This window comes from Bradyrhizobium sp. JHI2711 (assembly GCF_056156565.1).
In genome coordinates this window covers 59,622-85,534 of sequence record NZ_JBPZPT010000001.1, presented here as the reverse complement: position 1 = coordinate 85,534, position 25,913 = coordinate 59,622, and the positions used below count along the sequence as shown (strand labels likewise).

The 25,913-nt window shown below is 64.6% G+C and carries 24 protein-coding genes and 1 pseudogene; 12 read left to right on the top strand and 13 right to left on the bottom strand.

Annotated features, from left to right (window positions below):
* Positions 1–95 precede the first annotated feature (95 nt).
* Positions 96–1,469 carry an FAD-binding oxidoreductase gene (locus tag ACTEK7_RS00425; protein ID WP_036025574.1) on the bottom strand — a complete coding sequence of 458 codons (1,374 nt, stop codon included), beginning with the start codon at positions 1,467–1,469 and terminating at the stop codon, positions 96–98.
* Positions 1,470–1,576: 107 nt separating this feature from the next.
* On the opposite strand from ACTEK7_RS00425, the gene ACTEK7_RS00420 reads away from it, so the two are divergent.
* Positions 1,577–2,485 (top strand): LysR substrate-binding domain-containing protein, encoded by a 909-nt coding sequence (locus tag ACTEK7_RS00420; protein WP_036025575.1) that lies wholly within the window; start codon positions 1,577–1,579, stop codon positions 2,483–2,485.
* A 240-nt stretch (positions 2,486–2,725) separates the two neighbouring features.
* Here ACTEK7_RS00420 and ACTEK7_RS00415 read toward each other — a convergent pair whose 3' ends face one another.
* A complete protein-coding gene (locus tag ACTEK7_RS00415) occupies positions 2,726–6,118 on the bottom strand; it encodes an adenylate/guanylate cyclase domain-containing protein (RefSeq protein ID WP_225113847.1) in 3,393 nt (1,130 codons plus the stop codon).
* Positions 6,119–6,553: 435 nt separating this feature from the next.
* Positions 6,554–7,792, bottom strand: a complete 1,239-nt coding sequence (locus tag ACTEK7_RS00410) for an MFS transporter (protein WP_036025577.1) — start codon at positions 7,790–7,792, stop codon at positions 6,554–6,556.
* 130 nt (positions 7,793–7,922) lie between these two features.
* Between ACTEK7_RS00410 and ACTEK7_RS00405 the strand changes: the two genes are divergently transcribed.
* Complete coding sequence (locus ACTEK7_RS00405) at positions 7,923–8,531, top strand: TetR/AcrR family transcriptional regulator (protein ID WP_345944104.1); 609 nt, start codon at positions 7,923–7,925, stop codon at positions 8,529–8,531.
* A gap of 343 nt (positions 8,532–8,874) precedes the next feature.
* Here ACTEK7_RS00405 and ACTEK7_RS00400 read toward each other — a convergent pair whose 3' ends face one another.
* Both ACTEK7_RS00400 and ACTEK7_RS00395 read right to left on the bottom strand, forming a co-directional pair.
* The gene (locus tag ACTEK7_RS00400) at positions 8,875–10,248 is read right to left on the bottom strand and encodes a PleD family two-component system response regulator (RefSeq protein ID WP_036025582.1); all 1,374 of its coding nucleotides are present in this window, start codon (positions 10,246–10,248) and stop codon (positions 8,875–8,877) included.
* A 14-nt stretch (positions 10,249–10,262) separates the two neighbouring features.
* Positions 10,263–10,628 carry a response regulator gene (locus ACTEK7_RS00395; RefSeq protein WP_008566616.1) on the bottom strand — a complete coding sequence of 122 codons (366 nt, stop codon included), beginning with the start codon at positions 10,626–10,628 and terminating at the stop codon, positions 10,263–10,265.
* A 242-nt stretch (positions 10,629–10,870) separates the two neighbouring features.
* Here ACTEK7_RS00395 and ACTEK7_RS00390 point away from each other — a divergent pair, with 242 nt between their 5' ends.
* The 3 genes and pseudogenes from ACTEK7_RS00390 (at position 10,871) to ACTEK7_RS00380 (ending at position 12,874) form a co-directional block, all read left to right on the top strand.
* The gene (locus tag ACTEK7_RS00390; protein WP_036015155.1) at positions 10,871–11,182 is read left to right on the top strand and encodes a DUF3572 domain-containing protein; all 312 of its coding nucleotides are present in this window, start codon (positions 10,871–10,873) and stop codon (positions 11,180–11,182) included.
* Positions 11,179–12,468: a DNA polymerase IV gene (locus ACTEK7_RS00385; RefSeq protein WP_225148403.1), complete on the top strand. Its 1,290-nt coding sequence runs from the start codon at positions 11,179–11,181 to the stop codon at positions 12,466–12,468. Before ACTEK7_RS00390 ends, ACTEK7_RS00385 begins: the two co-directional genes overlap by 4 nt.
* Positions 12,468–12,874 (top strand): annotated as a pseudogene (locus ACTEK7_RS00380) (ACT domain-containing protein). Before ACTEK7_RS00385 ends, ACTEK7_RS00380 begins: the two are co-directional and overlap by 1 nt.
* Positions 12,875–12,975: 101 nt before the next feature.
* Here the strand turns inward: ACTEK7_RS00380 and ACTEK7_RS00375 are convergent.
* Positions 12,976–13,377 (bottom strand): RidA family protein, encoded by a 402-nt coding sequence (locus ACTEK7_RS00375; RefSeq protein WP_018646938.1) that lies wholly within the window; start codon positions 13,375–13,377, stop codon positions 12,976–12,978.
* A gap of 224 nt (positions 13,378–13,601) precedes the next feature.
* Complete coding sequence (locus tag ACTEK7_RS00370; RefSeq protein WP_036039325.1) at positions 13,602–14,447, bottom strand: cell envelope integrity EipB family protein; 846 nt, start codon at positions 14,445–14,447, stop codon at positions 13,602–13,604.
* A gap of 230 nt (positions 14,448–14,677) precedes the next feature.
* On the opposite strand from ACTEK7_RS00370, the gene ACTEK7_RS00365 reads away from it, so the two are divergent.
* The 4 genes from ACTEK7_RS00365 to ACTEK7_RS00350 all read left to right on the top strand — a co-directional run bounded on the left by ACTEK7_RS00365 (position 14,678) and on the right by ACTEK7_RS00350 (position 17,839).
* The gene (locus tag ACTEK7_RS00365) at positions 14,678–15,145 is read left to right on the top strand and encodes a RidA family protein (protein WP_036015166.1); all 468 of its coding nucleotides are present in this window, start codon (positions 14,678–14,680) and stop codon (positions 15,143–15,145) included.
* Positions 15,146–15,151: 6 nt separating this feature from the next.
* Positions 15,152–15,898 (top strand): glycerophosphodiester phosphodiesterase, encoded by a 747-nt coding sequence (locus ACTEK7_RS00360; RefSeq protein WP_225148402.1) that lies wholly within the window; start codon positions 15,152–15,154, stop codon positions 15,896–15,898.
* Positions 15,899–16,118: 220 nt separating this feature from the next.
* Positions 16,119–17,360 (top strand): GNAT family N-acetyltransferase, encoded by a 1,242-nt coding sequence (locus ACTEK7_RS00355; RefSeq protein WP_225148401.1) that lies wholly within the window; start codon positions 16,119–16,121, stop codon positions 17,358–17,360.
* A gap of 53 nt (positions 17,361–17,413) precedes the next feature.
* Positions 17,414–17,839 carry an HIT family protein gene (locus tag ACTEK7_RS00350; RefSeq protein ID WP_057029794.1) on the top strand — a complete coding sequence of 142 codons (426 nt, stop codon included), beginning with the start codon at positions 17,414–17,416 and terminating at the stop codon, positions 17,837–17,839.
* A 121-nt stretch (positions 17,840–17,960) separates the two neighbouring features.
* Here ACTEK7_RS00350 and tsaA read toward each other — a convergent pair whose 3' ends face one another.
* The 4 genes from tsaA to ACTEK7_RS00330 all read right to left on the bottom strand — a co-directional run bounded on the left by tsaA (position 17,961) and on the right by ACTEK7_RS00330 (position 20,683).
* Entirely contained in the window at positions 17,961–18,452 is a 492-nt protein-coding gene (gene tsaA, locus ACTEK7_RS00345) for a tRNA (N6-threonylcarbamoyladenosine(37)-N6)-methyltransferase TrmO (protein WP_057029795.1), read from the bottom strand.
* 32 nt (positions 18,453–18,484) lie between these two features.
* Entirely contained in the window at positions 18,485–18,835 is a 351-nt protein-coding gene (locus ACTEK7_RS00340; protein WP_036015173.1) for an AzlD domain-containing protein, read from the bottom strand.
* A complete protein-coding gene (locus tag ACTEK7_RS00335) occupies positions 18,832–19,572 on the bottom strand; it encodes an AzlC family ABC transporter permease (RefSeq protein ID WP_225148400.1) in 741 nt (246 codons plus the stop codon). The genes ACTEK7_RS00340 and ACTEK7_RS00335 overlap by 4 nt, the downstream gene beginning before the upstream one ends.
* Before the next feature lie 157 nt (positions 19,573–19,729).
* The gene (locus ACTEK7_RS00330; RefSeq protein ID WP_109143489.1) at positions 19,730–20,683 is read right to left on the bottom strand and encodes a lytic transglycosylase domain-containing protein; all 954 of its coding nucleotides are present in this window, start codon (positions 20,681–20,683) and stop codon (positions 19,730–19,732) included.
* 88 nt (positions 20,684–20,771) lie between these two features.
* Between ACTEK7_RS00330 and ACTEK7_RS00325 the strand changes: the two genes are divergently transcribed.
* Positions 20,772–21,410, top strand: coding sequence for an HAD family hydrolase (locus tag ACTEK7_RS00325; protein WP_225148399.1), 639 nt, complete (start codon positions 20,772–20,774; stop codon positions 21,408–21,410).
* Here ACTEK7_RS00325 and ACTEK7_RS00320 read toward each other — a convergent pair.
* Together ACTEK7_RS00320 and ACTEK7_RS00315 are read right to left on the bottom strand one after the other, a co-directional pair.
* Positions 21,407–22,447, bottom strand: coding sequence for a phenylacetaldoxime dehydratase family protein (locus tag ACTEK7_RS00320; RefSeq protein ID WP_036025605.1), 1,041 nt, complete (start codon positions 22,445–22,447; stop codon positions 21,407–21,409). The two genes, ACTEK7_RS00325 and ACTEK7_RS00320, sit on opposite strands and share 4 nt — an antisense overlap.
* Before the next feature lie 28 nt (positions 22,448–22,475).
* The gene (locus tag ACTEK7_RS00315) at positions 22,476–23,492 is read right to left on the bottom strand and encodes a carbon-nitrogen hydrolase family protein (protein ID WP_128265338.1); all 1,017 of its coding nucleotides are present in this window, start codon (positions 23,490–23,492) and stop codon (positions 22,476–22,478) included.
* 194 nt (positions 23,493–23,686) lie between these two features.
* Between ACTEK7_RS00315 and ACTEK7_RS00310 the strand changes: the two genes are divergently transcribed.
* Both ACTEK7_RS00310 and ACTEK7_RS00305 read left to right on the top strand, forming a co-directional pair.
* Positions 23,687–24,643 (top strand): AraC-like ligand-binding domain-containing protein, encoded by a 957-nt coding sequence (locus ACTEK7_RS00310; RefSeq protein ID WP_225135735.1) that lies wholly within the window; start codon positions 23,687–23,689, stop codon positions 24,641–24,643.
* A gap of 149 nt (positions 24,644–24,792) precedes the next feature.
* On the top strand, positions 24,793–25,818 hold the full coding sequence (locus ACTEK7_RS00305) for an aldo/keto reductase (protein ID WP_036015181.1): 1,026 nt from the start codon (positions 24,793–24,795) through the stop codon (positions 25,816–25,818).
* Positions 25,819–25,913: the final 95 nt, after the last annotated feature.

Below are 25,913 nucleotides of genomic sequence, written 5' to 3'. Positions count from 1 at the left end.
CTCCCGGGCGTCAGCTCGCCCCGCCCACGATGCATCGGGTCGCGGCTTAGTTTCTACTCACATCTTGATGAGAGCGAGAAATCGTCAGCCGGCAATCAGGCGAGCGGCCGGATGTTCTGGTTCATCCGGAAGAAGTTCGTAGGGTCGTATTTCGCTTTGATCTGCTGCAGGCGCCTGTAGTTCCGCCCATAAGCAGCGGCAACCGGATCGCCTGTCTCATCGTCGTCGAGATAATTGACATAGCGTCCTGAGGCAAAGAAGGGCCGCATCCTTTCATAGGTTGCGCGTGCCCACGAGATGCTGCGGCTGGTATCGCTGGCCTGCGTCCATTGCGCGAGGATCAGGAAATTGTAGCCCTCCTGCCGATGCACAAATGCCGTATCCCCGGCACCCACGCGGGCCGCGGCACCGTGGATGTGCTCGAGCAGCAGCTGCCCCATCTGAGTCGGGCAGCGGGCGAAGCATTCGATCATCGTCGCGATCGCACCATCGCTCAGCTCCGTGAGGAAGTTCGACTTCCAATAGTTGAACGCGCCTTTCGGATAGTTGGCGTCGAGCATGCGGTTGAGCTCGCAATAGGTCATCGGTCCGACCGCATCCAGAATGGGAGGCCCGAACTGTTTCAGCGGCTGCATCGCTCGTTCGGCCTCGGCGACTGGACCGCAGTGGCTGGTAACCAGGGCCGCGACCTCCCTGCCGGACCCGTCGGGCGCATGGGTCAGGGATGCGAACAGCATGTGCTCGTCCGTGAGCGATCGCGTGCTGGTCCGGAAAAATTCCAGCACGTCGCGGGAACGCTCGATAGGGTGAACGATCGGGCCGCCGGTGATGATGGGCCCTACCGTATGGAGGTCGTATTCAAGACTGGTGGCAATCCCGAAGTTTCCGCCGCCGCCGCGCACGGCCCAAAAAAGATCGGGCTGCTCTTGCTTGCTGGCCCGCACAACCTTGCCATCGGCGGTGACGAGTTCGACAGCCCGCAGATTATCCAACGCGAGGCCGTACTTGCCCATCAACCAGCCCAGTCCTCCGCCGAGCGTCAGGCCCGCGATGCCGGTGGTCGAGACCACGCCGCCGGTCACCGCAAGTCCGTGAAGCTGCGTTTCTCGATTGAGCTCGCCCCAGGTGACCCCGCCCTGCGCCCATACGGTCTTGCCGATCGCGTCGATCCGGACCCCCTTCATGGGTGAGAGGTCGATCATGATCCCGCCGTCGATGGTTGCGCGCCCGGCCACATTGTGGCCACCGCCGCGAACAGCGACCTCGAGGCCGAGCTTGGTCGCAAGTGCCACGGCATCCACGACATCAGCCGCACTGCGACATCTGGCAATCAATGCTGGCCGTTTGTCGACCAGCCCATTGTGAACCTTGCGCGCCTCGTCGTAGCCCTCGTCCGCTGGCTTGAGCAGTTCTCCTCCGAAGGAGGCGCTAAGTTCGGCGGCAGCGCTGGCAACAGATGCGATGGACATGACACGAGCTCCCTAGCTTGGCCCGCCACATCCTCGATCGCGGGCTGTCTCAGAGCAAATCCGAAGAATTCAGGTGACGATGAACTGATTTCACCTACACTCGCCGCATGCACAAGCTGCCGCCCCTGATCGAGTTCCGCGCTTTTGAGGCTGCCGCGCGTCATCTGAGCTTCAAGAAAGCCGCGGCAGAACTCGGCGTCACGCCGACCGCGATCAGCCACCAGATCGGATTGCTCGAGCAGTATTGCGGCCGCGCTCTATTCCGGCGCAGACCACGCCCTCTTTCGTTGACCGATGCCGGCGCGCGGCTGTTTCCCGCCATTCGCGGCGGACTCGAGGCGTTTGCCGCTGCCATTGCGTCCCTCAAGCAGGAAGGTGACGAGCAGCCGCTCCGGGTTACGACGACCAACGCCTTCGCTAGCCGCTGGCTCGTGCCCCGCCTGCCCCTGTGGCGGAAGTTGCATCCTGACGTGCCATTGGAAGTGATCGGCACTGACACGGTGCTCGATCTGCAGGCCGGAGACAGTGACGTTGCCATCCGTTATGCGACCAGCCGCGTACCGCCGACAGACGGAATCGTCGATGAACTCTTTAGCGATACGTTCTGGCCGATCTGCAATCCGGATTTGCTTTCAACCGGACGGCTGAAGAGACCAGTCGACCTCGCAAAGCACGTTCTGATCCACTCCTATTGGTCGCCGGCCGATCGTGAGCCACCGACGTGGCAGAGATGGCTCGGTTTGGCCCAGCGCCGGTGGCGCGAGGTGCCCCAATACAAGGACCTGCAGCACTTGAGTTTCCGGGAAGAACTGCACGCCATCGAGGCGGTGATCAGTGGGCAGGGCGTCGGGATCTTCAGTGATGTGCTCGTGGCACACGACCTCGCCGCCGGCACGCTCGTGAAGGCATTCTCGTTGAACCTACCCGGCTACAGCTTTTATGTGGTCAGCAGGCCAAGCCACCCGCGCGCGCGGACCATTCGGGTCTTTTCGCAGTGGTTGCGGTCGAGTACCTGATCCGGACCGGGTCAGCACAAAGTGCGAAGCCGGGAGAGGTCATGCGAATAACCCGAAGCGCGACCAGCAGCGCGGACCAACTCCAGCTGCGAACCGGAGCGACGGGGCCGACCCGAGAATTGACGGCGCCGAGCAGGTCACCGTTGCCCTTACGTTTCTTTAGGGTGCAGCGGAGTCGCGAAACCCGAGAACGTTACGGAGCTCCAATGGAGCGCGCTTACGACAAGCTCCACGTTACACTCAGAGTTCTTCCAGCAGCGCCTTGCTTTCCTTCAAGTCGCGAACGTCGAAGCCCTCGCTGAACCAACCGTAGACCGGCGCGAGAAGACCGCGTGCTTCATCACCCCTGTCCTGATCACGCCAGAGCCGGGCGAGACTGACGGCGGAGCGAAGTTCCCAGAGTTTCGCCTCCTGCTGGTGAGCAATCGCAATGGCGTGGCGAAACTCGGCCTCCGCATCGGCCTCCGCGCCTGGCCGAGCCCTTAGCATCAACTCGCCTCGGCGCCGATGCAGCTCGGCCTCGAACCACCGCACCCCCGATTTCTGGGTTAGTGCCAAGGCGTCGGAGAGTTGGCCGAGCCCCGTTTCATATCGTGCTCTCTTTGCCTCGGCTGCTGCGAGCTGCGCAAGGTAGAACGGAAGAGTCCATGCTGCGCCGGACGCCTGGAATCCCTCGATGCCGCGCCGCAGTAAGTCCACCCCGGCCTCGGGGTCGCCGGCTTCGGCCAGCGTCCAGCCGCGATATGCCGTCCCCATCGCGAGAAAGAAGGCAAAGCGCTGCTCGGTGGTGAGCGCAACCAGCTCGTCCGCCCGTTGCCCAACCATGCCCGCGTCTTCGAGCACGAAATGCAACCGGCAGGCAACGCTCAGCGCGAATGCGAGGCTGATCGGGTGCGACGAATCGCGGGCCTCTGCCAGGGCGTCACTGCTCTGCACGCGCGCCTGATCGGCGAAGCCAAGAAGGCCACACGTAAGCGAAAGGAACGAAAGCATCGCCACGCGGGCGTTTTCTGCGAACAGGGCCGTCAGAGAGCGCTGCTGCGCCGGATCGTAAAGGGCGAGCCCCCGCTCGAGATGGGTGCGCGCCAAGGCCAATTGTCCGCGATGAAGCCAGCTATCGCCGACTGCCCGATGACCGGCGACAAGAATGGCCGCATCGTTCTGTCGCCCGGCCAAATCGAGCAGATTCTCGGCGATGCGATGCGATCGGTCCGTTTCACCACGGACGTGATAATGCACGAACTCGCCCCAGAGTGCCTTGAGCAGATTCGGCGTGTCGTTGAGTGCCTCGCAGAGGCAACGCGCCCGGGCGTAGGCCCTGCCGGTCTCTTCGGCCGCGTGGCCCTTCGCGGCGATCAGTGCACCGCCGAGCGCGAGTTGAAGTTCAGTTTCGGTGCGCTGGCGCCCGGGAGCATCCGGCAGTTGAGATAGCAAATCAAGCGCCTTTCGCATCTGCGCGATTGCTTCTGTCATTGCCGATCGAGCCTTTGAACGCTCACCAGCCTCCTGCCAATAGGAAATCGCCTTTTCGGCCAAGCCCGCATGTCCGCAGTGGTGGGCGAGGATTTCCGGCTGCTCTTGGATGCCTCTAGCGAGCCTCTCCTCGAGTGCGCCAGCGATCCGAGCGTGCAGCTCGCGGCGTTGGCCGCGCAACATTGTGCCGTATGCCGCATCCTGGACCAGTGCATGTTTGAACAAGAAATTGGCGTCGGGCGGCTCGACACTCCCAAACACGAGGCCGGTGTTGATCAGCCGGTCAAGCGCCGCCCGCAACTCGTTGTCGCACCGCTGTGCGACCGAGGCCAGCAGATCATAGGAGAACTCGCGGCCAATAGCTGCGCCGATTTGTGCCACCTCCTTGGCGATCGGCCCAATCCGGTCGAGCCGCGCCATCAACGAAGCATGTAGCGTGGCCGGTACGGCAAGTCCGGGCAGCGGCGCGAAGGAGATCGCTCGCGCGATACTCTGGGGGCTTGTTTCGAGCACCGCTTTGGTCAACTCCTCAACGAACAGCGGCACACCATCCGTACGTTCAGCAATTTCATTGACGATTTCGGTCGGCAGCGTCTGGCCACCTGCCACGCTCCGGATGAGCGCAGCGCCCGCATTCTGGTCGAGCCGGTTCAGCACGAGCAAGCTGACATGCGGCTTTCCGGTCCATACTAACTGGAACTCGGGACGGTAGGTGATCAAGACCAAAACCGGCAGGCTTGCTACGCGATCGACGGTTCGGTCCAGCAGCTCGCGCGAGCTTGGATCGATCCATTGCATGTCCTCGAACACGATCATGATTGGACGTCTTTGCGCGAGAGCTTCAAGCTGGCGAACCAGAGCGGCGAAGCTTCTCTCCTTCTTTTGTTGCGGCGTACTCGTAACCGGTAAGTATAGATTATCGTTGGGGATCGACAGAAACTCGGCCAGGATCGCCGCGTCCTCGTTGGGCGACAATGCAGGCGACAGGAGCGCTCGAAGTTTGTCGAGCTTGGTCGTCGGTGTGTCCTCACGATCGAAGCCAGCCGCTCGCTGGAGTTGTGCGATGAAGGGGTAAAGCGCGCTTTCCTGATGATGAGGCGAGCAGAAGTAGCGCAAGCAGGTGTGCGGCTCTCGCTCGATACGCTCCTGAAGAGCCGCAACGAGGCGCGACTTGCCGATCCCCGCCTCGCCGACAAGCAGCATGACTTGACCGGTACCCGCCCGCGCATGGCGCCAGCTCCGCTCCAACCGCGCGAGGTCTTCCTCACGCCCAACCAGCGGGGCGAGGACCGAAGGGTGCAACGCCTCGAACCGGCTCTCCGCTGTTCCCTCACGAAGCACCCGCCAGGCTTGCACCGGTGCGGCGAAGCCCTTCAGCGTCACGGCGCCGAGATTCTCGTAGTCAAAGAGCCCGCCGATGAGCCGCCGCGTGTCCTCAGGGATGACTACCCCATCCGGTTCGGCGAGCGCTTGCAGTCGAGCGGCAAGGTTCGGCGTCTCGCCAAGCACGGCCTGCGCCTCCGCCGCTTCGCTGCCGATAAGGTCACCTACGACGACGAGGCCAGTCGCGAGCCCAAGACGAACCCGCAGCTCGAACTCGGCTGGGGCTCCCGGCGCGTGCCTGGTCGCGGCGATCTCAAGCGCAGCGCGCACTGCGCGTTCGGCATCGTCCTCATGCGCTGAAGGATGACCGAATAGTATGAGCATGCCATCGCCGATGTAACGGCTGACGGTGCCACCGTATTTGCGGACGACCGCCGCTACGCTATCGCGGTACTCAGCAATTATGTCCCGTAGATCTTCCGGATCGAGCTTTGTCGCAAGTGCCGTCGAGCCGACGAGATCGCAGAACATCACTGTGAGCTGACGACGCTCGGCGGAAGAACTTGGTGCGGCCAACAAGCCTGCGCGCTCCGTGACCGGTGGCACGATGGACGTCGCTGCGCCGGCCCCTCTCGTCATTTGCGGCGGTACGGTCGGCGTGAGCGCGGCACCGCAGTCGCCACAGAAGTTCTTGCCTGTCGGATTGTCGCCCCCGCACGCAGGGCAGCGAAAGAACAGCGGCGCGCCGCAATCGCCGCAGACCTTCGTTCCCTCCGGGTTGACTCTGCCGCAATTCGCGCAATCCATGGCCGCACCCGATCGAATTCCGACCGACATGAGTTCGCGTCGGTCTATCGGCGAATCTTGAAAGCGCGCTCTTTCAAGATTCTCTTCCCTCAGCCGCCTACCAAGCGCCAAGCATGATCAAACTCACAATGACCAGGAAGTAGACACAGGCGATAGTCGCAGGGAAAATGAGCCAGCCGGGCGTCATCGTTGCCTCCCGAGCGGTTGTCTCGAAAGCTTAAGCTGGCCGGCGCGATTAGGATTATGAACTGGCTAACACTCTGCAACTCAAGCCCATTTTCAATCTGAGAAGGCTGACCACAGCCTGACACGACCCAAACGCGAAATTGGCAAGCCCATGAACGACCGCCTGCCGAGTCGACGAAAGGTTCTCTCGCACGTCAGCAACCGAGCGCTTTGAGGCAAATGCAAATTTGTGAGAACGGCAGCGGTGCAAGGCCAAGGAAAACGACCACCCGCCCCGCCCTACGCTGTCCGCAGCACTGGCGTGGGCGGCTGCGACGGCCTGACAAGCGCGAACGCGACCTGCACGATGCCGCCGGCAAGGCCGAGCGCGACACCGATGCGCCAGGCCATGGTGTAGGAGCCGAGCGCGTCGTAGAGCAGCCCGCCTCCGTAAGCGCCGAGGAAGCTGCCGATCTGGTGGCTCATGAAGGCGAGGCCCTGGATCATCGCCTGCCAGCGCAGGCCGAACATCTCGGCGACCGCGCCCGCGACGAGCGGGCCGACGCCCATCCACAGAAAGCCCATGATCGCGCCGAACAGCAGCGTCGAGAACGGGCTTGCCGGCAGCATGAAGTACCAGGCGAGTGCGAGCGAGCGCAGGATGTAGATCCCGCCCAAGAGCGCCAGCTTGTTCCAGCGTTGGCCGGCCCAGCCGAAGAACAGCGAGCCCAGCACGTTGAAGCCGCCGATCATGCCGAGCGTCTGTGCGCTCAGCATCGGATCGAGGCCGCAGATCGCGAGATATGACGGCAGGTGCGTGGTGAGGAACACGAGCTGCATGCCGCAGACGAGATAGGCGCAGGTCATCACCACGAAGGAGGCATTGCCGAACGCGGTCCTCGCCGCGGCTGCAGCCGTGGCATCATCGATCTCGTCGGCCGCCGGCTTCGGCAACGGAATCTTGTCGACGCGCCCGGCATACCAGGCCGCAGGGATCATCAGCACCGACATGATGACGAAGCCCGCGAGCCCGACGCGCCAGCCAAAGCCCTCGTTGAGCATCTGTCCGATCGGCGCCGAAAGTAGCGCGCCGAGCGAGCCCGCGCCGGAGACGATGCCGAGCACGGTCGAGCGCACCGTCTCCGGCACCGCACGTGCCGCCACCGACATCGCGATCGCCGCCGCGGTGCAGGCGAGCGAGGTCCCGATCAGCACGCCGGCGCCGATCATGATGCTGAGAAGCCCATTCGCCGTTGCCATCAGCGCGAGGCCCGCGATGTACATCAGCGCGCCCGCGATCATGATCGGTCGGAAGCCGTAGCGCACGGTGAGTGCACCGGCGGGCGGCTGCAGGAAGCCCCAGGCGAGGTTTTGCACGGCCAGTGCAAGCGTGAAATCCGAGATCGAAATGTGGATGTCGCGCGTCAGCGGCTGCATGAAGATACCGAGCGACTGCCGCAGCCCCATGCTCAAGGTCAGCATGATCGAGGCGCCGATCAGGATCGGCAAGGTGGGACGCAGAACCTGCAGCAGGGGCATTTTTCTTCTCCCTTTTGGGCGCGGCACGCGTGCCGTCGTCTGCTTTTGCCGATGTTTTTGGGTACACAGACCTGTGCACTTAGGCTATAGATGGAAGCGGCTGTCAAGCGAACAGGACGCATTCCGCTGCATGGCTCCCCCGCCCCTCCCACAGACGATGAAAGAGCGGATCCTTCAGACCGCCGACAAGCTGTTCTATCTGCAAGGCATTCGCGCCATCGGCGTCGACACCATCGCGGCCGAGGTCGGCATCAGTAAGCGCACGCTCTACAATCACTTCCCGTCCAAGGACGCGCTGATCGCGGCCTATCTCGAGCGCCGCTTTGTCAGCGCACGCCCCTCCGACAAGCCGCCCGCCGAGCAGATCCTCGCGAGGTTCGATTCGCTGGAGCAACGCTTCGCGGCGAAAGACTTTCGCGGCTGCCCGTTCGTCAATGCGGTCGCCGAGCTCGGCCCCGGCGACCGCGCCGTGAAGAAGATCGCGATCGCCTTCAAGGAAAGCCGCCGCCTCTGGTTTCGCGACCGCCTGACCGAGCTCGGCGTTGCCGAAGCGGACGCGCTCGCGACGCAGCTGGTGCTGCTGGTCGACGGCTCCATCGCGCAGGACCTCGTGCGCGATGATCCGGCGATGGCAAGGGCGGCGAAGGAAGCGGCGAAGGTGCTGTTGCGAAATGCGGGGGTGGATGTGGGCGAGGATGCGAACCCGGCGGAGAAACGGAGCAAGCGCGCTCCAGACTAACCGCTGTCGCCTGATCGCTCGCTGTCATCACCCGCGAAGCGGGTGATCCAGTATTCCAGAGACAGTGAGGCTAGACCCGAGACGCTGCGGCGTACTGGATTCCCCGCTCCAGCGCGACTGCGCACAAGGCGGGGAATGACACCGGAATTTGTGGAGGAAGCGCGGGCGCCTGACTACCCGTCAGGACCATTTCGCGACCCTACCAATATGCTCCTGTTTTGCCCGACGGGTCAAACGACGCCGCTGCCGGCGCAAATTATCTCGCCACCCGCGTAACCCATTGATCCCGCTCGCGCCGGCTACTGTGCATGGGGTTGTTTTCGCAACTTTGTGCGGGCGGCCCTCACGCCGCCTGCGACACCACGCGGTTACGCCCGTCGTGCTTGGCCCGGTAGAGCGCCGTGTCGGCGCGCTTGAGGACGTCGGCCACCGCCTCGCCCTTTCGCTCGAGCGTGGTGAGGCCGATCGAGATCGTGACCTCGATGCGCTTGGCCCCCTTGTGGATCGCGAAGGGCTCACCCGCTATCGAGCGGCGCAGGCGCTCGGCGACCATGCCGGCAACATGGAGATCCGTCTCGGGCATCACGATGACGAATTCCTCGCCGCCGTAACGGCAGGCGAGATCAATGCCGCGGATCGATTTGCGCACCCGCACCGCGAACTCGCGCAGCACGTCGTCGCCGGCATCGTGGCCGTAATTGTCGTTGATCGACTTGAAATAGTCGATGTCCAGGATCATCAGCGCCAGCGGCTTGCCGCGGGTCGCGGCCTGTTCGGCGAGCGTTGCCAGATGGCTCTCCATGTAGCGGCGATTGTGCAGGCCGGTGAGCGCGTCGGTGATCGCCATCTCGATCGAGTTCTGCACGTTGTCGCGCAAATGATCGGTGTAGCGGCGGCGGCGGATCTGGGTGCGGGCGCGCGCCAAGAGCTCGGTCTTGTCGATCGGGCGCAGCAGGTAGTCGTTGACGCCGATCTCGAGGCCGCGCAGCAGCCGTGTCGAGTTCTCGGGGTCGGCGATGGCCAGGATCGGCACGTGCCGCGTGCGCTCCAGCGATCGCGCCTGGCTGCATAGGCGCAGGCCGTCGAAATTGTTGAGGTCGAGCGAGACGATCAGGAGGTCGTAATTGCCTTCGGCGGCGTGGAATAGCGCCTCCGTCGGGTTCGGCTCGACGTCGATGGTGTGCTCGGCGGCGAGGATCGTCGCCAGCCGCTCGTAGGAGGACTGGCGGTCGTCGACCAGGAGGATGCGGCCGCCCTTGCCGGTGTCGGCGATCGCACTGCGCTCGGGCGCCTGCATGCCGATCTCGAGCGAGGTGATGGCGCGCATGCGCAGCTCATCCGTCATCATCTTCAGCCGCGTCAGCGAGCGCACCCGCGCGATCAGCACGACGTCGGAGACGGGTTTGGTCAGGAAGTCGTCGGCACCGGCCTCGAGCCCGCGATTGCGGTCGGCGGGGCTGTCGAGCGCGGTGACCATCACGACGGGAATGTGGTGCGTGGCCGGATCGGTCTTGAGGCGGCGGCAGACCTCGAAGCCGTCCATGTCGGGCATCATCACGTCGAGCAGGATGATGTCGCATTCGGCGCGCCTTGAGATCGCGAGCGCCTCGGTGCCGTTCGCGGCGGTCATCACGTCGAAATATTCGGCGGAAAGGCGGGCCTCTAACAGCTTGACGTTGGCGGGGACGTCGTCGACGACCAGGATACGCGCGGACACTGTGAACTCACTTCCTATCCGATAAAACGCCGGACCGTCTCAATGAATTTGCCGACCGAGATCGGCTTGGACAAATAGGCTTCGCAGCCGCCCTCGCGGATGCGCTCTTCGTCGCCCTTCATCGCGAACGCCGTGACCGCGACGACTGGAATGGCGCGCAGCTCCGGATCGTCCTTGATCCAGCGCGTCACCTCGAGGCCGGAGACCTGCGGCAGCTGGATGTCCATCAGCACGAGGTCGGGCCGCATCTTGCGCACGAGGTCGAGCGCCTCGTAGCCGTTGCTGGTGCCGGAGGTCTGGTACCCGTGCGCCTCCAACAGGTCGCGGAAGAGCTTCATGTTGAGCTCGTTGTCTTCCACGATCAGGACGGTCTTAGCCATCCCGCCCTCCTGATTGGTCCGAAGGACCGGTACATGTGACGCCTCAGACGCCGCTTCCCGGCGTTTCGAAAACTGGATTCAAACTAGCCTCAGATTCGCTTGAGTTTCGTTAAACCCGAGGGTCCACTTTCTGCGATGTGGTTTCCAGTTGCTCGTCCGGGGCCGGAAGACTTGAGCACGAGACTCGGGCATGATGATTCCAAATTAGAGACCGAAAGTTAACGGAAAGGCAAACCGTCCCCGTGAAAAAGCCTGTTCACAACCCCCGCGAAGTCGCTGAAATCGTTGCGATTCAGGCCCTGTCCTTCGTCGCGGGCGAGCCTGAGCGGCTGGGCCTGTTCCTGGCCGAGACGGGGGTCGGTCCGGAGACCCTGCGCAACGCCGCCGCGGACCCGAATTTCCTCCTCAGCGTGCTCGATTTCGTGATGCGGGACGATGCCACGGTGAAGGCCTTTGCCAAGGTGGCGGAACTGCACCCGACCAACGTTGCCGCGGCGCGGCAGGTCCTCGGCGATGCGCTCGGTGACCCCTCCTGGGAGCGCGACGTGCCGTGAGCGTCCCAGAGCCGGCCGGGCCCCGCTGCTTCTGCCGGGATTGTCTGGCCGATCTGAATATGGGCCTGCGGCGCTGCTCGGCCTGCGGTTCCCCCCGCCTCGTCCGCCACCGCTCGCTCGCCGGCCTGACCATCGCCCATATCGACTGCGACGCCTTCTATGCGACGGTCGAGAAGCGCGACCACCCTGACATCGCCGACAAGCCCGTCATCATCGGCGGGGGCAAGCGCGGCGTGGTGTCGGCGGCCTGCTACATCGCGCGCACCTATGGCGTTCGCTCGGCGATGCCGATGTTCAAGGCATTGGAAGCCTGCCCGCATGCGACCGTGATCCGCCCGGACATGGCAAAGTACGTCCGGGTCGGCCGCGAGGTCCGCCAGGCCATGCAGGCGCTGACGCCGCTGGTCGAGCCGCTCTCGATCGACGAGGCCTTCCTCGATCTCTCCGGCACCGAGCGGGTGCACGGCATGATCCCCGCCAAGGTGCTGGCGCGCTTTGCCCGCAACGTCGAGCGCGACATCGGCATCACCGTCTCGGTCGGCCTGTCCTGCAACAAGTTCCTGGCCAAGATCGCCTCCGACCTCGACAAGCCCAGAGGCTTTGCCGCGCTCGACCAGGAGGAAGCGCGGTTGATGCTGGCGGAAAAGCCGGTCGGCTTCATCTTCGGCGTCGGTCCCGCGACGCAGGAACGCCTGGTGCAGCGCGGCTTCCGCATCATCGCCGATCTGCAGAAGGCCGACGAGATCGAGATGATGCGGCAGTTTCCGAGCGAGGGCCGCAGGCTGTGGCGGCTCGCACGCGGCATCGACGACCGCCGCGTCGAGCCTGACCGCGGCGCCAAGACCATTTCAAGCGAGACGACGTTCGAGACCGACATCCGCGATTTCGCGACGCTGGAGAAGATCCTGTGGCGACTCTGCGAGAAGACGTCGTCGCGCCTGAAGAGCAGCGAGCTCGCCGGCTCCACCGTGACGCTGAAGTTGAAGACCGCCGATTTCCGCCAGCGCACGCGCTCGCAATCGATCGCCGCCCCGACGCAGCTGGCCGCGAAGATCTTCTCGATCTGCCGCGAGATGCTGGCCAAGGAAATCGACGGCACCGCCTTCCGCCTGATGGGCGCCGGCGTCAGCGCGCTGCGCGAGGGCTCGGCGGTCGATGACACCGACATGCTCGACCGCCGCGCCGCCCACGCCGAACGCGCGGTCGACAGCCTGCGCAAGAAGTTCGGCAGCGCCGCGGTGATCCGCGGCATTGCCTATGAGGGCCCGGAGAAGGCGCAGGAGTGATGACGTGTGAACGCGATCTCAATGCGCTGCTGAGACTGATGAAGCCGGAGCGCGACCGGGCACCTTCGTATTTTGCACGATCGCGGCAGACGAGACTATTCCCGCAGCAGTCGATCCGCTCCTGATCTTCCGCGAGGCGGAGGGCACAACGGTCGTAGCACCGCTGGAGGATGCCGAACGCGCAGGACTGCGCTACGAATTCGCCTCACGCCTGATCACGCTCACGGTTCACTCCGCGCTCGATGCGGTCGGCTTCCTGGCGGCAATCACGGCGCGCCTCGCCGACGCCGGCATCAGCGTGAATGCCGTGTCGGCGTTCCACCACGACCATCTCTTCGTACCGTCCGACAGAGCCGACGAAGCGATGGCGGCTCTACAAGAGCTGTCAGAGGCGAAGCACTCATAGCAGCTGTAGCCCGGATGGAGCGGAGCGCAATCCGGGACAGTGCTCCGTGGCGACAGGCTTCCCGGATTACGCTTGCGCTTCATCCGGGCTACAGGAAAACCTCAATCCGCAACCGCGACCGCCTCGATCTCGATCAGCCATTCCGGCGCAGCGAGCGCGGAGACGCCGACGAGCGTCGAGGCTGGCGGCTCCATGCCTTCGAAGAAGGCCGAGCGGGCCTTGCCGATGATGGGCCGCAGCTCCGGCTTGTAGTTCACCACGAAGGTCGTGATCTTGACGATGTTGGAATAGCTCGCCCCCGCGGCCTTCAGCGCGAGGCCGAGATTCTGCATCACCTGGGTGGTCTGCGCAGCGATATCGCCCTCGCCGACGATCCGGCCCTCCTCGTCGGTCGAGACCTGGCCGGAAATGTAGATCGTGCGCGCCCCCGTCGCGGTGACGACGTGGGAATAGGCTGGATTGTGATGCAGGCCGCTGGGGCGGAGATGGTCGAGCTTCGGCATGGGCTGGCTCCCCGAATTTGTGGTTGGGAGGGAGCGTAGCGGGAGAGTGTGACGAGAGCTAGCCCCGTCATTGCGAGGAGCGAAGCGACCAAGAGAGATCTCGTAGGGTGGGCAAAGGCGCACTTGCGCCGTGCCCACCATCTATCAACGATTATCGAGAGAAAGCGTGGGCACGATCCGCTTTGCCCACCCTACGACGCTGCTCGCGACGAGAGACCTAGCCCTCAATTACAGGGCTTGCTGTCCTTCACGTCGAACTTGCCCATGGCGCCGGAGATGACGAAATCGTTGTAGTCGAGCACGAGCTGGCGCGAGACGCCGTTCTCGTAGAGCTCGAACGCCATCGCATAGACCGGCGTCTGCTCGCCCTCCTTCTGCTGGGCGTCGCGGTCGAAATAGCTGACGGTGACTGGCCAGCGCTTGAGCGACTTCATGTGCTCGTCCGCAGTCGACGGATCGGACGAGGTGGCACGGTCGGCGGGGATCGGCTGACCGATCACGGTCAGCGTGTTGTAGACCTTCTGGCCGTCATCGGAGCCGTCATAGACGGAGAGTTCGAGCAGCGATTTGCCTTCCCTCGCCGCTGCGATGATGCGCTGGATTTGCTCGGTTGGGAACACGATCTTGCCGTCGAGCGTGAACGTCTTCGGCGCCGGAAGCTTCAGCTTGACGTTGATGTGGTCGCCGTCGCGCTCGGCCGAGCCGTCGACGCGGCCGGCATCCGTCTCGTTCATGCGCGTCTCGATCTTGAAACGGTAGCTCTTGCCGGCGGCGTCCTCCCAGGAGTTGGAGCGGAGGTCGCTGAGCGTGACCTTGCCCTCGCCGCTGTCGAGCTCGGAGACCTGGCGGAATTCCGAGGTATAGCCCTCGCAGGCGTTCCCCGTGAAATTGTAGAGGATCCGGCCGCGGGCGCTATTGACCGAATTGGTGCGCGATTTGACAAGGCGGAGATCATACAGCGCCTGGTGCGCGAGAAACGGACCGTTGGCGGCCTCGGCTACGCCGCCAAGGCCGACACTGGCCGCGGCAAGCGCCATCACACCGAGCGAAGTCCGGAAAAGATGCACCATGTCTGTTCCCTGAGGAAAGCGCAGATTCGACATTTTAATGACCGTTCCATTGCGCCGCAACTGAGGCCGTCCACGTAAATTGCCCCTCCACGTTGAACCTGCTGGCCTGCCTCAACAAAATGCAGCCCCTCCGGTTGCTTGCATGTGGCGGCACGATGGGCGAAACAGGGCGCGCCCGGCCATCCAGGGGACGCGCCGGAGCGAAGGATTTTTGGACAACGAGGTCGGACATGGCGGGCACGGTCGAGCAGAAACTGGCGGAGCAAGGCATCAAGCTGCACGAGGCCCCCTCCCCCGTCGCCAACTACGTGCCCTTTGTGCGCACGGGCAACCTCCTCTTCGTCTCCGGCCAGGTCTGCTTCGACCCCGCCGGCAAGCTGATCGCCAAGGGCAAGCTGGGCGCCGGCGTCTCGATCGAGGACGGCGCCGCAGCCGCGCGCGGCTGCGCCGTCAACCTGTTGGCCCAGGTCAAGGCGGCGCTCGGCGATCTCGATAAGGTCGTACGCGTGGTGCGCCTCGGCGGCTTCATCAACTCGGCCCCGGATTTCCTGGATGGGCCGAAGGTGCTCAACGGCGCCTCCGACCTGATGGTTGCCGCCTTCGGGGACAAGGGCCGCCACGCCCGCACCACCGTCGGCGTCGCCTCGCTGCCCGCGGATGCGGCGGTCGAGGTCGAAGGCGTGTTCGAGGTCGCCTGACGCCAAATGCGCGCTCCGGATTGGCTGACAGCGCGGCCGGTCGCCCATCGCGGCCTGCATGACATTTCGCGCGGCATCGTCGAGAACATGCCGGGCGCGGTGCAGGCTGCGATTGCTAGTAATTTTGCTATCGAGGTCGATATCCAGCTCTCGGCCGACGGCGAGGCCATGGTCCATCACGACCATGCCCTGGGCCGACTCACCGAGGCCACCGGCGAGGTGATCGCAAAGACCGCGACCGAGCTGAAGGCCGTCAGGTTCAAGGACACCGACGAGCGGATGATGTCGCTCGCCGACCTCTGCGCCATGGTCGCCGGACGTGTGCCCCTGGTGATCGAGGTGAAGAGCCATTTCGGTGGCGATCGCAAGCTGGTGAAGCGGATGGCCGAGGTGTTGGCCTCGTATGACGGCCCCGCCGTCGGCATGTCCTTCGATCCCGACCAGGTGCTGGCGCTGCGTGACCTGTTGCCCAACCGTCCGCGCGGCATCGTCGCGCAGCGGAGCTATGAGGACGAGTACTGGGCCAACCTCACCCAAGAACAGCGCGACAGCATGCTGTACCTCCGCCATGGCTTGCAGACCCAGCCGCATTTCGTCGCCTTCAAGGTCGACCACCTGCCGGCCCCCGCCCCCTGGATCGCCCGCAACCTGTTCGGCTGCGCCCTGCTCGGCTGGACCGTCCGCACCCCGGAGCAGCGGAGCCGGGTCGGGCGGTATGCGGACCAGATGATCTTCGAGGGGTTCGTGCCGTAGGGCTTGCCCGTGTCCCGGACAAGCTGCGACGCGTGAGCATCGCAGCGCTGAGCCGGGACCCATCTCTCCGCAAGCGCGCGGCCACGTGGGCCCGGCTCAGCGGCGCACCACACGGGACGATGCTTCGCATCGCCGGGAGTGCTGCGCCGCGTCCGGGGCACGAGACCTGTGTTCCCCCGCCCTCTTGAAGTCGCTGCTGCAATGCACGATCTTGGGCACGATGGCATCATCGGAAATCACGCTCGAGGCCGTACCTTCGATTGGCGACGTGTCACCGGAGGATTGGGACGCCTGCGCCAATCCCGGCGGACGGTGCAATGGGGCTGGCACCAGAACCTCATCCGCTCTTCCAAGCGATTCCCTCGACCTCTCAAGACCCGCCTATAACCCGTTCGTCTCCCACGCCTTTCTCTCTGCGGCCGAGAAATCGGGTTCGGCCACGATCCGGACTGGCTGGGGACCCCGGCATCTGGTCGCCCGGCTCGGCGGCCGCGTGGCTGGCGTCGTGCCCTGCTATCTGAAATCGCACAGCCAGGGCGAGTACGTCTTCGATCGCGGCTGGGCGGATGCCTATGAGCGCGCCGGCGGGCGCTACTACCCGAAGCTCCAGGTCTCGGTTCCCTTCACGCCGGCCACGGGGCCGCGGCTGCTGGTGCGTGATGGCGTCGATCGCGAGCGCATCACCGAGGCGCTGGCGAGTGGGCTCATCGCGCTGTGCGGCGTCAGCAAGGCCTCCTCCGTCCACGTCACCTTCGCGCAGGAAAGCGAATGGAAGCTGCTCGCCGAGCACGGCTTCCTCCAGCGCACCGACCAGCAGTTCCACTGGCACAATGAGGGCTTTGCGAGCTTCGACGACTTCCTGGCGACGCTGAACTCGCGCCACCGCAAATCGATCAAGCGCGAGCGGCGCGATGCACTCGCCGCCGGCGTCACCATTCACTGGCTCACCGGCAAGGACATCACCGAGGATGCCTGGGATGCCTTCTTCGCATTCTACATGGAGACCGGCTCGCGCAAATGGGGCCGGCCGTACCTGACGCGCGAGTTCTTCTCGCTGATCGGCGAGTCCATGAGCGAGGACGTGCTGCTGGTGATGGCCCGCCGAAACGGCCGCTGGATCGCGGGCGCGATCAACTTCATCGGCTCGGACACGCTGTTCGGCCGCAACTGGGGCGCGGTCGAGCATCACCCGTTCCTGCATTTCGAGGTCTGCTACTACCAGGCGATCGATTTCGCGATCAAGCGCGGCCTCAAACACGTCGAGGCCGGCGCACAGGGCGAGCACAAGATCGCGCGCGGCTACCTGCCGCGCACCACTCATTCCGCCCACTTCATCGCCGATCCCGGCCTGCGCCGCGCCATCGACGATTACCTCAAGCGCGAGCGCGCCTATGTCGCGGAAGCCGGACGAGAGCTCGCCGAGCTCGGCCCGTTCCGCAAAGCGGCCGACGAGGCGCCTTGACGCCTCGCCACGGCTGGTGACAGTAAGCGCAAATCGTTCGAGGAGCCGCCGCCATGACCGCCTACGACACTAACAACATCTTCGCGAAAATCCTGCGCGGCGAGCTGCCCTGCTACAAGGTCTACGAGGATGAGCACGTCTTCGCCTTCCTCGACATCATGCCGCGCGTGCCCGGTCACACGCTGGTGATCCCGAAGGCCCCTGCCCGCAACATCCTCGACATCAAGCCCGACGATTACGCCCATGTCGCCCGAGGCGCGCACAAGATCGCGGCCGCCGCAATGAAGGCGTTCAATGCCGACGGCATCACAGTGCAGCAGTTCAACGAGCCTGCCGGCGGACAGGTGGTGTTTCACCTGCACATGCACGTGATGCCGCGCCACGACGGCGTCGCCATGCTGCCGCCTGCGAGCCGCAAGGAAGACGACAAGGTGCTGCAAGAGCACGCGGCGAAGCTGATGGCGGCGTTGAAGGGGTAGCCGGCGCTGCATCCTCGTCATTGCGAGGAGCTCTTGCGACGAAGCAATCCAGACTGCCTCGGTGGAGGGATCCTGGATTGCTTCGCTGCGCTCGCAATGACGACGTTGGAGCGGAGGCCCCTCACTCCGTCTCGAAATCGCCCGTCTGCGGCGCGGCCAGCGGCGTGAACTCGCAGCGGTCGGGCTTGATGTCGATCAGCGGCGTGTTGTCGATGCAATCGAGGCCGCGCACCAGGATGGCATTGCCCTCGATGCCGACCAGCTTGACGATCGAGGTGCCGATCGGATTGGGCCGCACCGGCGAGCGCAGCGAAAAGGTGCCGCGGGTCTTCTCATTGTTCTTCGGGCTCTGCAGGACGATGTCGCGGCGCGAGCGGTCGAGCCAATAGAGCACTTCGAGGTTGCTGTAGAAGTCGACGCCCTTGATGGCCGGCACGAACGGCTCGAAGATCTCGAGGCGGCAGATCGGACCGTCCTGACGTCCCTGCCGCGGCGTCTCCAGCCGCGACGACCAGGGCGTGCGGATCCGGCCGATGAAGACGAGGCCGGCATCTTGCGTCGGCGGCAGCTCGATGGCGACCTCGCCCTCGCGGAGCTCCTGTTCGCGAACCATATGTCCTGTTCCCTGGCTGTTCGCTGGCGGTTTTAGCCCAACCACCACTTGCCGGCCAGCATGAAGACTTCGCCCGTGACCACGCCCGCGAAGATCGAACGGCGGGTCAGCAGGAAAACGACGAGCCCGGCACCGACCGCGCCATAGCGCAGGACATCAGGCACGCTGGCCAGCGCCCCCGGCGGCTGGACCACGATCTGGGCGATGACGCCGGCCAGGATCGCGGTGGCGACCGCCCTGACCCAGACCAGCAGCTCCGAGCCCTCGTCGATGCCGCCGCCGAACCACAGGCCCAGCATGCGCCAGATCTGGTTGGGAACGACGCCGGCGACGAACAGGACGGCCAGCGCGTGCCAGTCGCCGATCGCTTGCGCAAAGCTCATGCGCGTACCTCCCGCCACCAGTGCACGCCATAAGCGATCGTCCCGGCGACCACGCCGCTGACGAGGATATCGAGGCCGGAGTTCATCTTCGCCGCCAGCGGATAGAGCACGATGCCCAGCACGAGCGCGACGACGTCGGCGACCTCGCGGCTGTTGCGCGCCGTCGAGAACAGGAACGACAGCGGCGTCAGCAACAGGATCGCCGCACCAAGCGTCTGCGTCAGGTTGGCGGCGAGGAAATAGCCGACGATATTGGCGACAAGGCACACGGAGACGAGCCCGCAGCCGAGCCCGTGGACGAAGGCGATCCGCCGTTCGCGCGGCACCTGCGGCAGGAAGCGGTGGCATTCGACCCACAGCGTCACTGCGGTGAGATGCGCGGCGAAAATCAGATCGCGCCGCTTGGTCGTGGGTGTGCGCATCAGCGGCAGCACCGAGACCACCATTGGAAACAGGCGGATGGCGCTGACGGTCACCGCGATCGCCGACTGGATGATGGTGGCGCCCGAGCCGAGCGTGGTGATCAGGATGATCTGCGCCGGACCTGCCCAGACGAACAGCGTCGAGCACAATGCCCAGAGCAGGCTGAAATGGGTGTCGTGAGCGAGCGCACCGATGCCGAGATAGGTCACGAACAGCACGATGGTGAGGATCGTCTGCGTGATCGAGCGCAGTCCCCACGCGAAGGCGCGCCAGGGACTATTCCATTGCGGTGAATCGAGCGGAGGAAGCGCCACGGGAGCTTTGGCCGGTGAGGAATCGTGCCCGCATAACGAGCGAGACGGGTGCGCGCGTCAAGGAAAGGCGCGGCGGGGCTGGCATGCATGACAGCCAGGCTCACCGCCGTCATTCGGGGGCGCTGCACTTGGCGCGAACCCGGAATGACGGCTCATCCTACCCCGCCACACCCCTGTTCCTCAGCACGAAACACGCCCCGCCCGCCTTGCGGATGCGGTTGCACAGATCATCAGCCTCGGCGCGCGTATCCGCGCCGATGCGGACCTGATAGAACGCGCGCGTGCCACGGCTGCGCATCACCGAGGAGAGCAAGCTCGGATCACGCTCGCCGATCACGGTGCTCAGTTTCGTCACGGCCCGGGAATACATCGCGAGCGCCCTGTTGCGGTCGAAGCCGGCCGCGAGCTGCACGCCCCAGATCTTTGCGGCTGCAAGCTCGACATGCTGCTCGAGCTCGGCGACGAATGGATTGGGAGCACGCTTGAGCAGCGCGATCAGATCACGGCAGCTCGTCGTCGGCGAGCTCGGTGGTCCCTTGCCGGTGCTCCCCGCCTTGGCCCAGGCATCGACGCTGGTGCCGGTGATGGCATACACGTAATTGCGGGTCTGCTCCGGCATCGGCCCGGTGCCGGCGAGCCATTCCTGCACGCGCCGGGGGCCGGCATTGTAGGCGGCCGCGGCAAGGCCGAGATTGCCGAACTGGTTGCGCAGCTCATTCAGGAATTCGGCCGACTTCGGCAAAGCCTGCACCGGATTGAACGGATCGAGCAGACCGCGCTCGCTGGCAGTGCCCGGCATGAACTGCGCGATCCCCTGCGCATGCTGGCCGCTGCGCGTCATGGGCCCGACCGCATCGGCCTGGAAGCGGCTTTCCTGCCAGATCACGCGCGCGAAGAATTCCAGCGGCAGGTTATTGTCGCGCGCGGCCGCCTCCACGATCAGGCAGATCGACTCCCGCGTGTCGCTCTCGCGGGCATCTTTCGGTTTCTCCGCTGGCTTCTCGGGTTCCTCGGCCTTCGGAGGCGCATCGGTGGAGGGTGCCTCCTCCGCGAGCGCCGGTGCCAGCAGCAAAGCCTGGCACAACACAGTAATGACCCGAGCTATTCGCATGGCATTGACGCTATCGGACAAATCGGACCTTGACTTGGAACCAGAGCCAACTAGCAACAGACGGCAGTATCAACACCGGTCATGCCCGATGGTGACAATCTTTTTTGATCTCGACGGCACGCTGACGAACCCGAAGCCCGGGATCACCCGCTCGATCCAATATGCGCTGGAACGGCTCGGCGTTCCCGTGCCGAGCGAGGACGAACTGACCTGGTGCATCGGCCCTCCGCTGCTTGCCAGCCTTCGCAAGCTCACCGGAGCCGATGAGCTCGCCGACCGAGCACTGCTGCTCTATCGCGAGCGCTTTAGCGATATCGGCCTGTTCGAGAACGAGGCTTACAGCGGAATTACGGACACGTTATCTTCGCTCGCAGCGACACGTCAGCGCATGTTCGTGGCGACCAGCAAGCCCGCCGTCTACGCCAGCCGCATCGTCGATCATTTCGGCCTGAAGCCGTATTTCGAACGCGTGTTCGGCTCCGAGCTCGACGGCACGCGTGTCGACAAGCGCGACCTGCTTCGCTACGCGCTCGACGAGACCAGCGTCGATGCGAACAGCGCGCTCATGATCGGCGACCGCAGCCACGACGTGGTCGGCGCCCGCACCAACGGCATGACCGCCATCGGCGTGCTCTACGGCTATGGCAGCGAAAGCGAGCTGCGGGAGGCCGGCGCGCATCACATCTGCGCGGCACATCCCGAGCTGCTCGGCCATTGTGTCGCTTAGGTGCTGACAGTTTCGACCGCCGCTAGCATGCCTGTCTTCGGGTGACAGTTCAGATATTCGAAGAACTGTTCGTCGGCGGCCGCCACCGTCACTTCGTGATAGAGCCGCAGCTTGGCTGACGGCCCGAGCGTCGACAGATATTTCATGGCCGCGCCGAAGATCCTGACATGGGTCGGATGCGACTCCGCCCAGCGTTCGAGCGCGGCGAGGCTCTTCCACCAGCTCTGCCCGTAGGATTTTTCGCTCGCGCTTCCGTCGGCCGCCAGCACCTGCATGTAGCGGTTGGCATAGCAGCCAATCGCGAGGCCATCATCGCGCAGAAAGTCCATGCCTTCGCGTAGCACCGGTTCGACGTCGTCGAGATAGAGCTTTCGCTCGGATGCTTCCGTATCGCTCCAGTCCTGCCCGGACCGGATCAGGCAGAGATTATCGTGCGCCACGACTCTCAGCCGCGGGCCGTCGCAAATCAGCTCAGGCGCGCCACCAGGCGCCATCGCATCAGTCTGCGACAGCGGGATACGGTCGCGCATCCCGCCCCAATAGGCGTGCTCCTGCACCTCGCCGCTCATGCCCTCCGCAACGACGGCGACACCTTCCGGCCGATCGGGCGAGGAGAACAGCGTCTCGTGACGGGCCACAATAGGACGCAGCACCTCGACGAAGGTACCGATGCCTTCGCGTTGCCGCCCGGTCCACATCTCGCGAGCCTGCGCGAACCAGGCATCAAAGCGTGCGAGATCGTCCCAATAAGCGACCGTGACAACATTCTCGCTGCCGGACTGATCTCTATAGCTTGCCCGGTCCCAATGCGACGGACCGCCATCCATTGCGAACAGTCCTGCGAGTTCTTTCAACGCGTCAATTGCTGCCTCCGGTGCCGCACCGCCATACTGAACACCGAAATAGGCCATCACGACCCGGCTGACCGAAGGCTTGTAGCGCGCCACGAAGGACGGATATGGCGGCTGGTAATCGTCCGGCACGCGCTTGTGGCGCGTGCGTGGCGTTTCGAGATGCGCAGGAATTGCGGATTCCATAGCGATGCCCTCCCCGTGATCGCCGCGTTCAGCTTGCCGCCGCCGCAATGTCCATAGGCTCGACAGTGTCGACCGGCAGCGCGAACTGCTCGACCCGCTGGTACCGCTTCTTGTTGAGCAGCAGCCGTGTGACGTCGGGCCGCGAATAATGTCCGGCGGGATCGGCAGCATTCTTGGCAACGCCAATGGCGCCGAGATCGATCTCGGCGATCAGCAGGCCTTCCTGATCGGGTGCCAGCTTGTCCCCGATCTGACTGCCGTCGGGGCCGTAGATGGCCGCAAAGCCGCCGCCCGCATGCAACAGCGCATTCTTGTCCGGCCGGTCGCAGAGCTCGTCGATCATGGCCTGCGAGACGGTGGCGCAAGGCGCGAGCACGAAGCAGGAGCCTTCCACCGCATAGACGCGCGAAGCCGCGTTGTTGACCTCGGCCCCTAATGCCGGCGCGAAGGGATCGTAGAGCGAGAAGCTCGGCCAGGCCGCGACATGGACCTGCTCGTTCTGAGCGTACATCGCATATTTCGACAGCGGCTGCAGATGCTCCCAGCAGCACAATGCGCCGAGCCGGCCGATGTCGGGCCGCGCATGCACGGCGAGGTCGCTGCCGTCGCCTTCGCCATAGACCGTGCGCTCGGCATGGGTCGGCCGCAGCTTGCGGCGCTTTGCGATGGTCTCGCCATCAGGGCCGATCAGCCATTGCGCGAGGTAAAGGCTGCCGCCGTCGCGCTCGGACAAGCCGATCACGGCGGTGAGCCTTGCCTTGCGCACGGCCTCGCGCAGGCGCTCGGCCTGCGGGCTGTCATAGGACAGCGAGTTGTCGAAATAGCGCTGCACGAAGCCCCGCCCGATCGCCCAGGCCGGGGAGTCCAGCCAGATGTGCCAGGGGTAGCCGGGGATGAAAGCTTCAGGAAAGGCGATCAGCTTGGCGCCCTTTTCCGCGGCCTCCCCGATCAGCGCGATCGACTTGTCGATCGAGGCGTCGAGATCGAGCCAGGCCGGTGCCGCCTGCACCACCGCAACCTTGTATTTCGGATGTTCGATGCCCATTGCCGCCTCCATTGCCGGTTGATCGCAAGCCACGTCCGATGCAGTCTATTTGGCCAAGCTGGGCGGCCAGGCGCTCGACCACGGCGGAACAAAAACTCGACTGGAAGGGATCGCCCGGTACGGAATTTGCCTCCGGTCAGGCTCGATCTGCGCCAACATGCGGTTTTGCAGGATGTGAAAGGGAGGCTGTCCTGATGCCAATCCAGTTCACGACAGACGGCAGTCCCGGCTACCGGCGGCTCGCGCTCTGGCAGGACATCGTCTGCGACGTCTTCGTCGGGCTCGACTGCAAGTCCGACCTCGGCAGCGCCTTTCATGGCTCGGTCACGCAGGCCTCGCTCGGCAAGGCCGTGTGCTCCGAGGTCTGCTCGGACCGCCAGCACGTCTTCCGCACACCGTCGCGCATCGCGCGCTCGGATCAGGGTTTCGTCCTAGTCGCACTCGGCAATCGCGGCAACGGTGGCGTTGTACAGGACGGCCGCGAGACCGTGATCCACCCCGGCGAGTTCGCGCTCTACGACACGACGCGCCCGTACGAGCTGAAGTTCAACGACAGTTTTACGCAGACCATCTTCAAGGTCCCACGCGAGATGCTGCAGCGGCGGCTCGGCGGCACCGAGACGCTGACAGCAATGTCATTTGGCGCCGACGCACCGCTCGAGCGGCTCGCCTATGATTTCATTGTCCGGCTCTGCCAGAATGCGGATAGCTTGGCTCTGGATACGGCTACGGCGCTGTCGGAGCAGGCAGTTGATCTGCTTGCGATGGCATTGAGCGAGCGGCTCGGCAAGTCATCGCTGCCGTCCTCGACCCACCGCTCGGCCCTGCTCTACCGAGTGAAGGCGCACATCCGCGCGCACCTCACCGATCCCGATCTCTCGGTCGCTGAGACCGCAGCCGCGCTCGGCATCTCGCCGCGCTATGTCAACGATCTTCTCGCAGACGAGGACACCTCCTTCCAGCGTCATGTCCTTGCCGAACGCCTCGCCCGATGTCGGAGAGATCTCGCCTCGCCTCTGCTCGCCCATCGCCACATCAGCGAGATCGCCTTCGCCTGGGGCTTCAACGACCTCTCGCATTTCGGCCGCGTCTTCCGCGAGCATTTCGGGATGTCGCCGCGCGACTTCAGGCAGAGTCAGCTGCGGCATTGAGGTGCATTCCAGCAGGCTGTCATCTGCACGATCAGGTCATGCCGAGCAGGGCCGGTATGTGAGCAGGTGATAGGACACGGCGCCTGCTTGCAGTATCTTCCGCCGCCAAGGCCGCCACGATCATTAGCGGCCAGCCAGGGAGCATTCCGATGGAATACCGACGCTTGGGCCGGTCCGGCCTTATGGTGCCTGCCTTGAGCCTGGGAACGGGCACGTTCGGCGGCGTCGGCCGCCTTGCGGCATGGGGCACGACGGACGCGACCGAGGCGCGGCGTCTTCTGGACATCTGCCTCGAGGCCGGCGTGTCGATGTTCGACACCGCGAATGTCTATTCGCTCGGCGAGTCCGAGCGGGTGCTCGGTGAGGCCATCAAGGGTCGCCGGGACAAGGTCCTGATCTCGACCAAGGCGACCTTCCGCTTTGGCGACGGTCCCAACGATATCGGCTCGTCGCGTGAGCACCTGCTCAAAGCCATCGACGGTTCGTTGAGCCGGCTCGGCACCGATTATATCGATCTTTTCCAGCTCCACGGCTTCGACGCCTTCACGCCGTCCGAAGAGGTGCTCTCGACTCTCGACGTGCTCGTGCGCGCCGGCAAGATCCGCTATGTCGGCGTCTCGAATTTCTCGGGCTGGCACCTGATGAAGTCGCTCGGCGTCGCCGACAAGCACGGTTTTCCGCGTTACGTCGCCAACCAGACCTACTATTCCCTGATCGGGCGCGACTACGAATGGGAGTTGATGCCGCTCGGCCTCGACCAGGGGTTGGGCGCCGTGGTCTGGTCGCCGCTCGGCTGGGGGCGCCTCACCGGAAAGATCCGCCGCGGTCAGCCGAAACCGGAAGTCAGCCGCCTGCCCAAGACGGCCGAATTCGGACCGCCCGTCTCGGACGAGCACGTCTACCGTGTCGTCGATGCGATCGACGAGATCGCGAAGGAGACCGGCAAGAGCGTCTCGCAGATCGCGCTGAACTGGCTGCTGCAGCGTCCGACGGTCTCGACGCTGATCATCGGCGCACGCAACGAGACCCAGCTGCGCGAAAATCTCGGCGCGGTTGGCTGGTCCTTGACCAAGGACCAGGTCGCAAAGCTCGATGCCGCGAGCACGGTGACGCTGCCCTATCCCTACTGGCACCAGCGCGTGACCTTCAGCGACCGCAATCCACCGGCGGTGTAGGACAGCTGCATCAAGCGCGCTTGGGTAAGCCGGCGCGCTGGCGGCCGGTTCCGGAACTATCGCGGCCCTGCCCTGTTGGCGCAATACTCGGCATG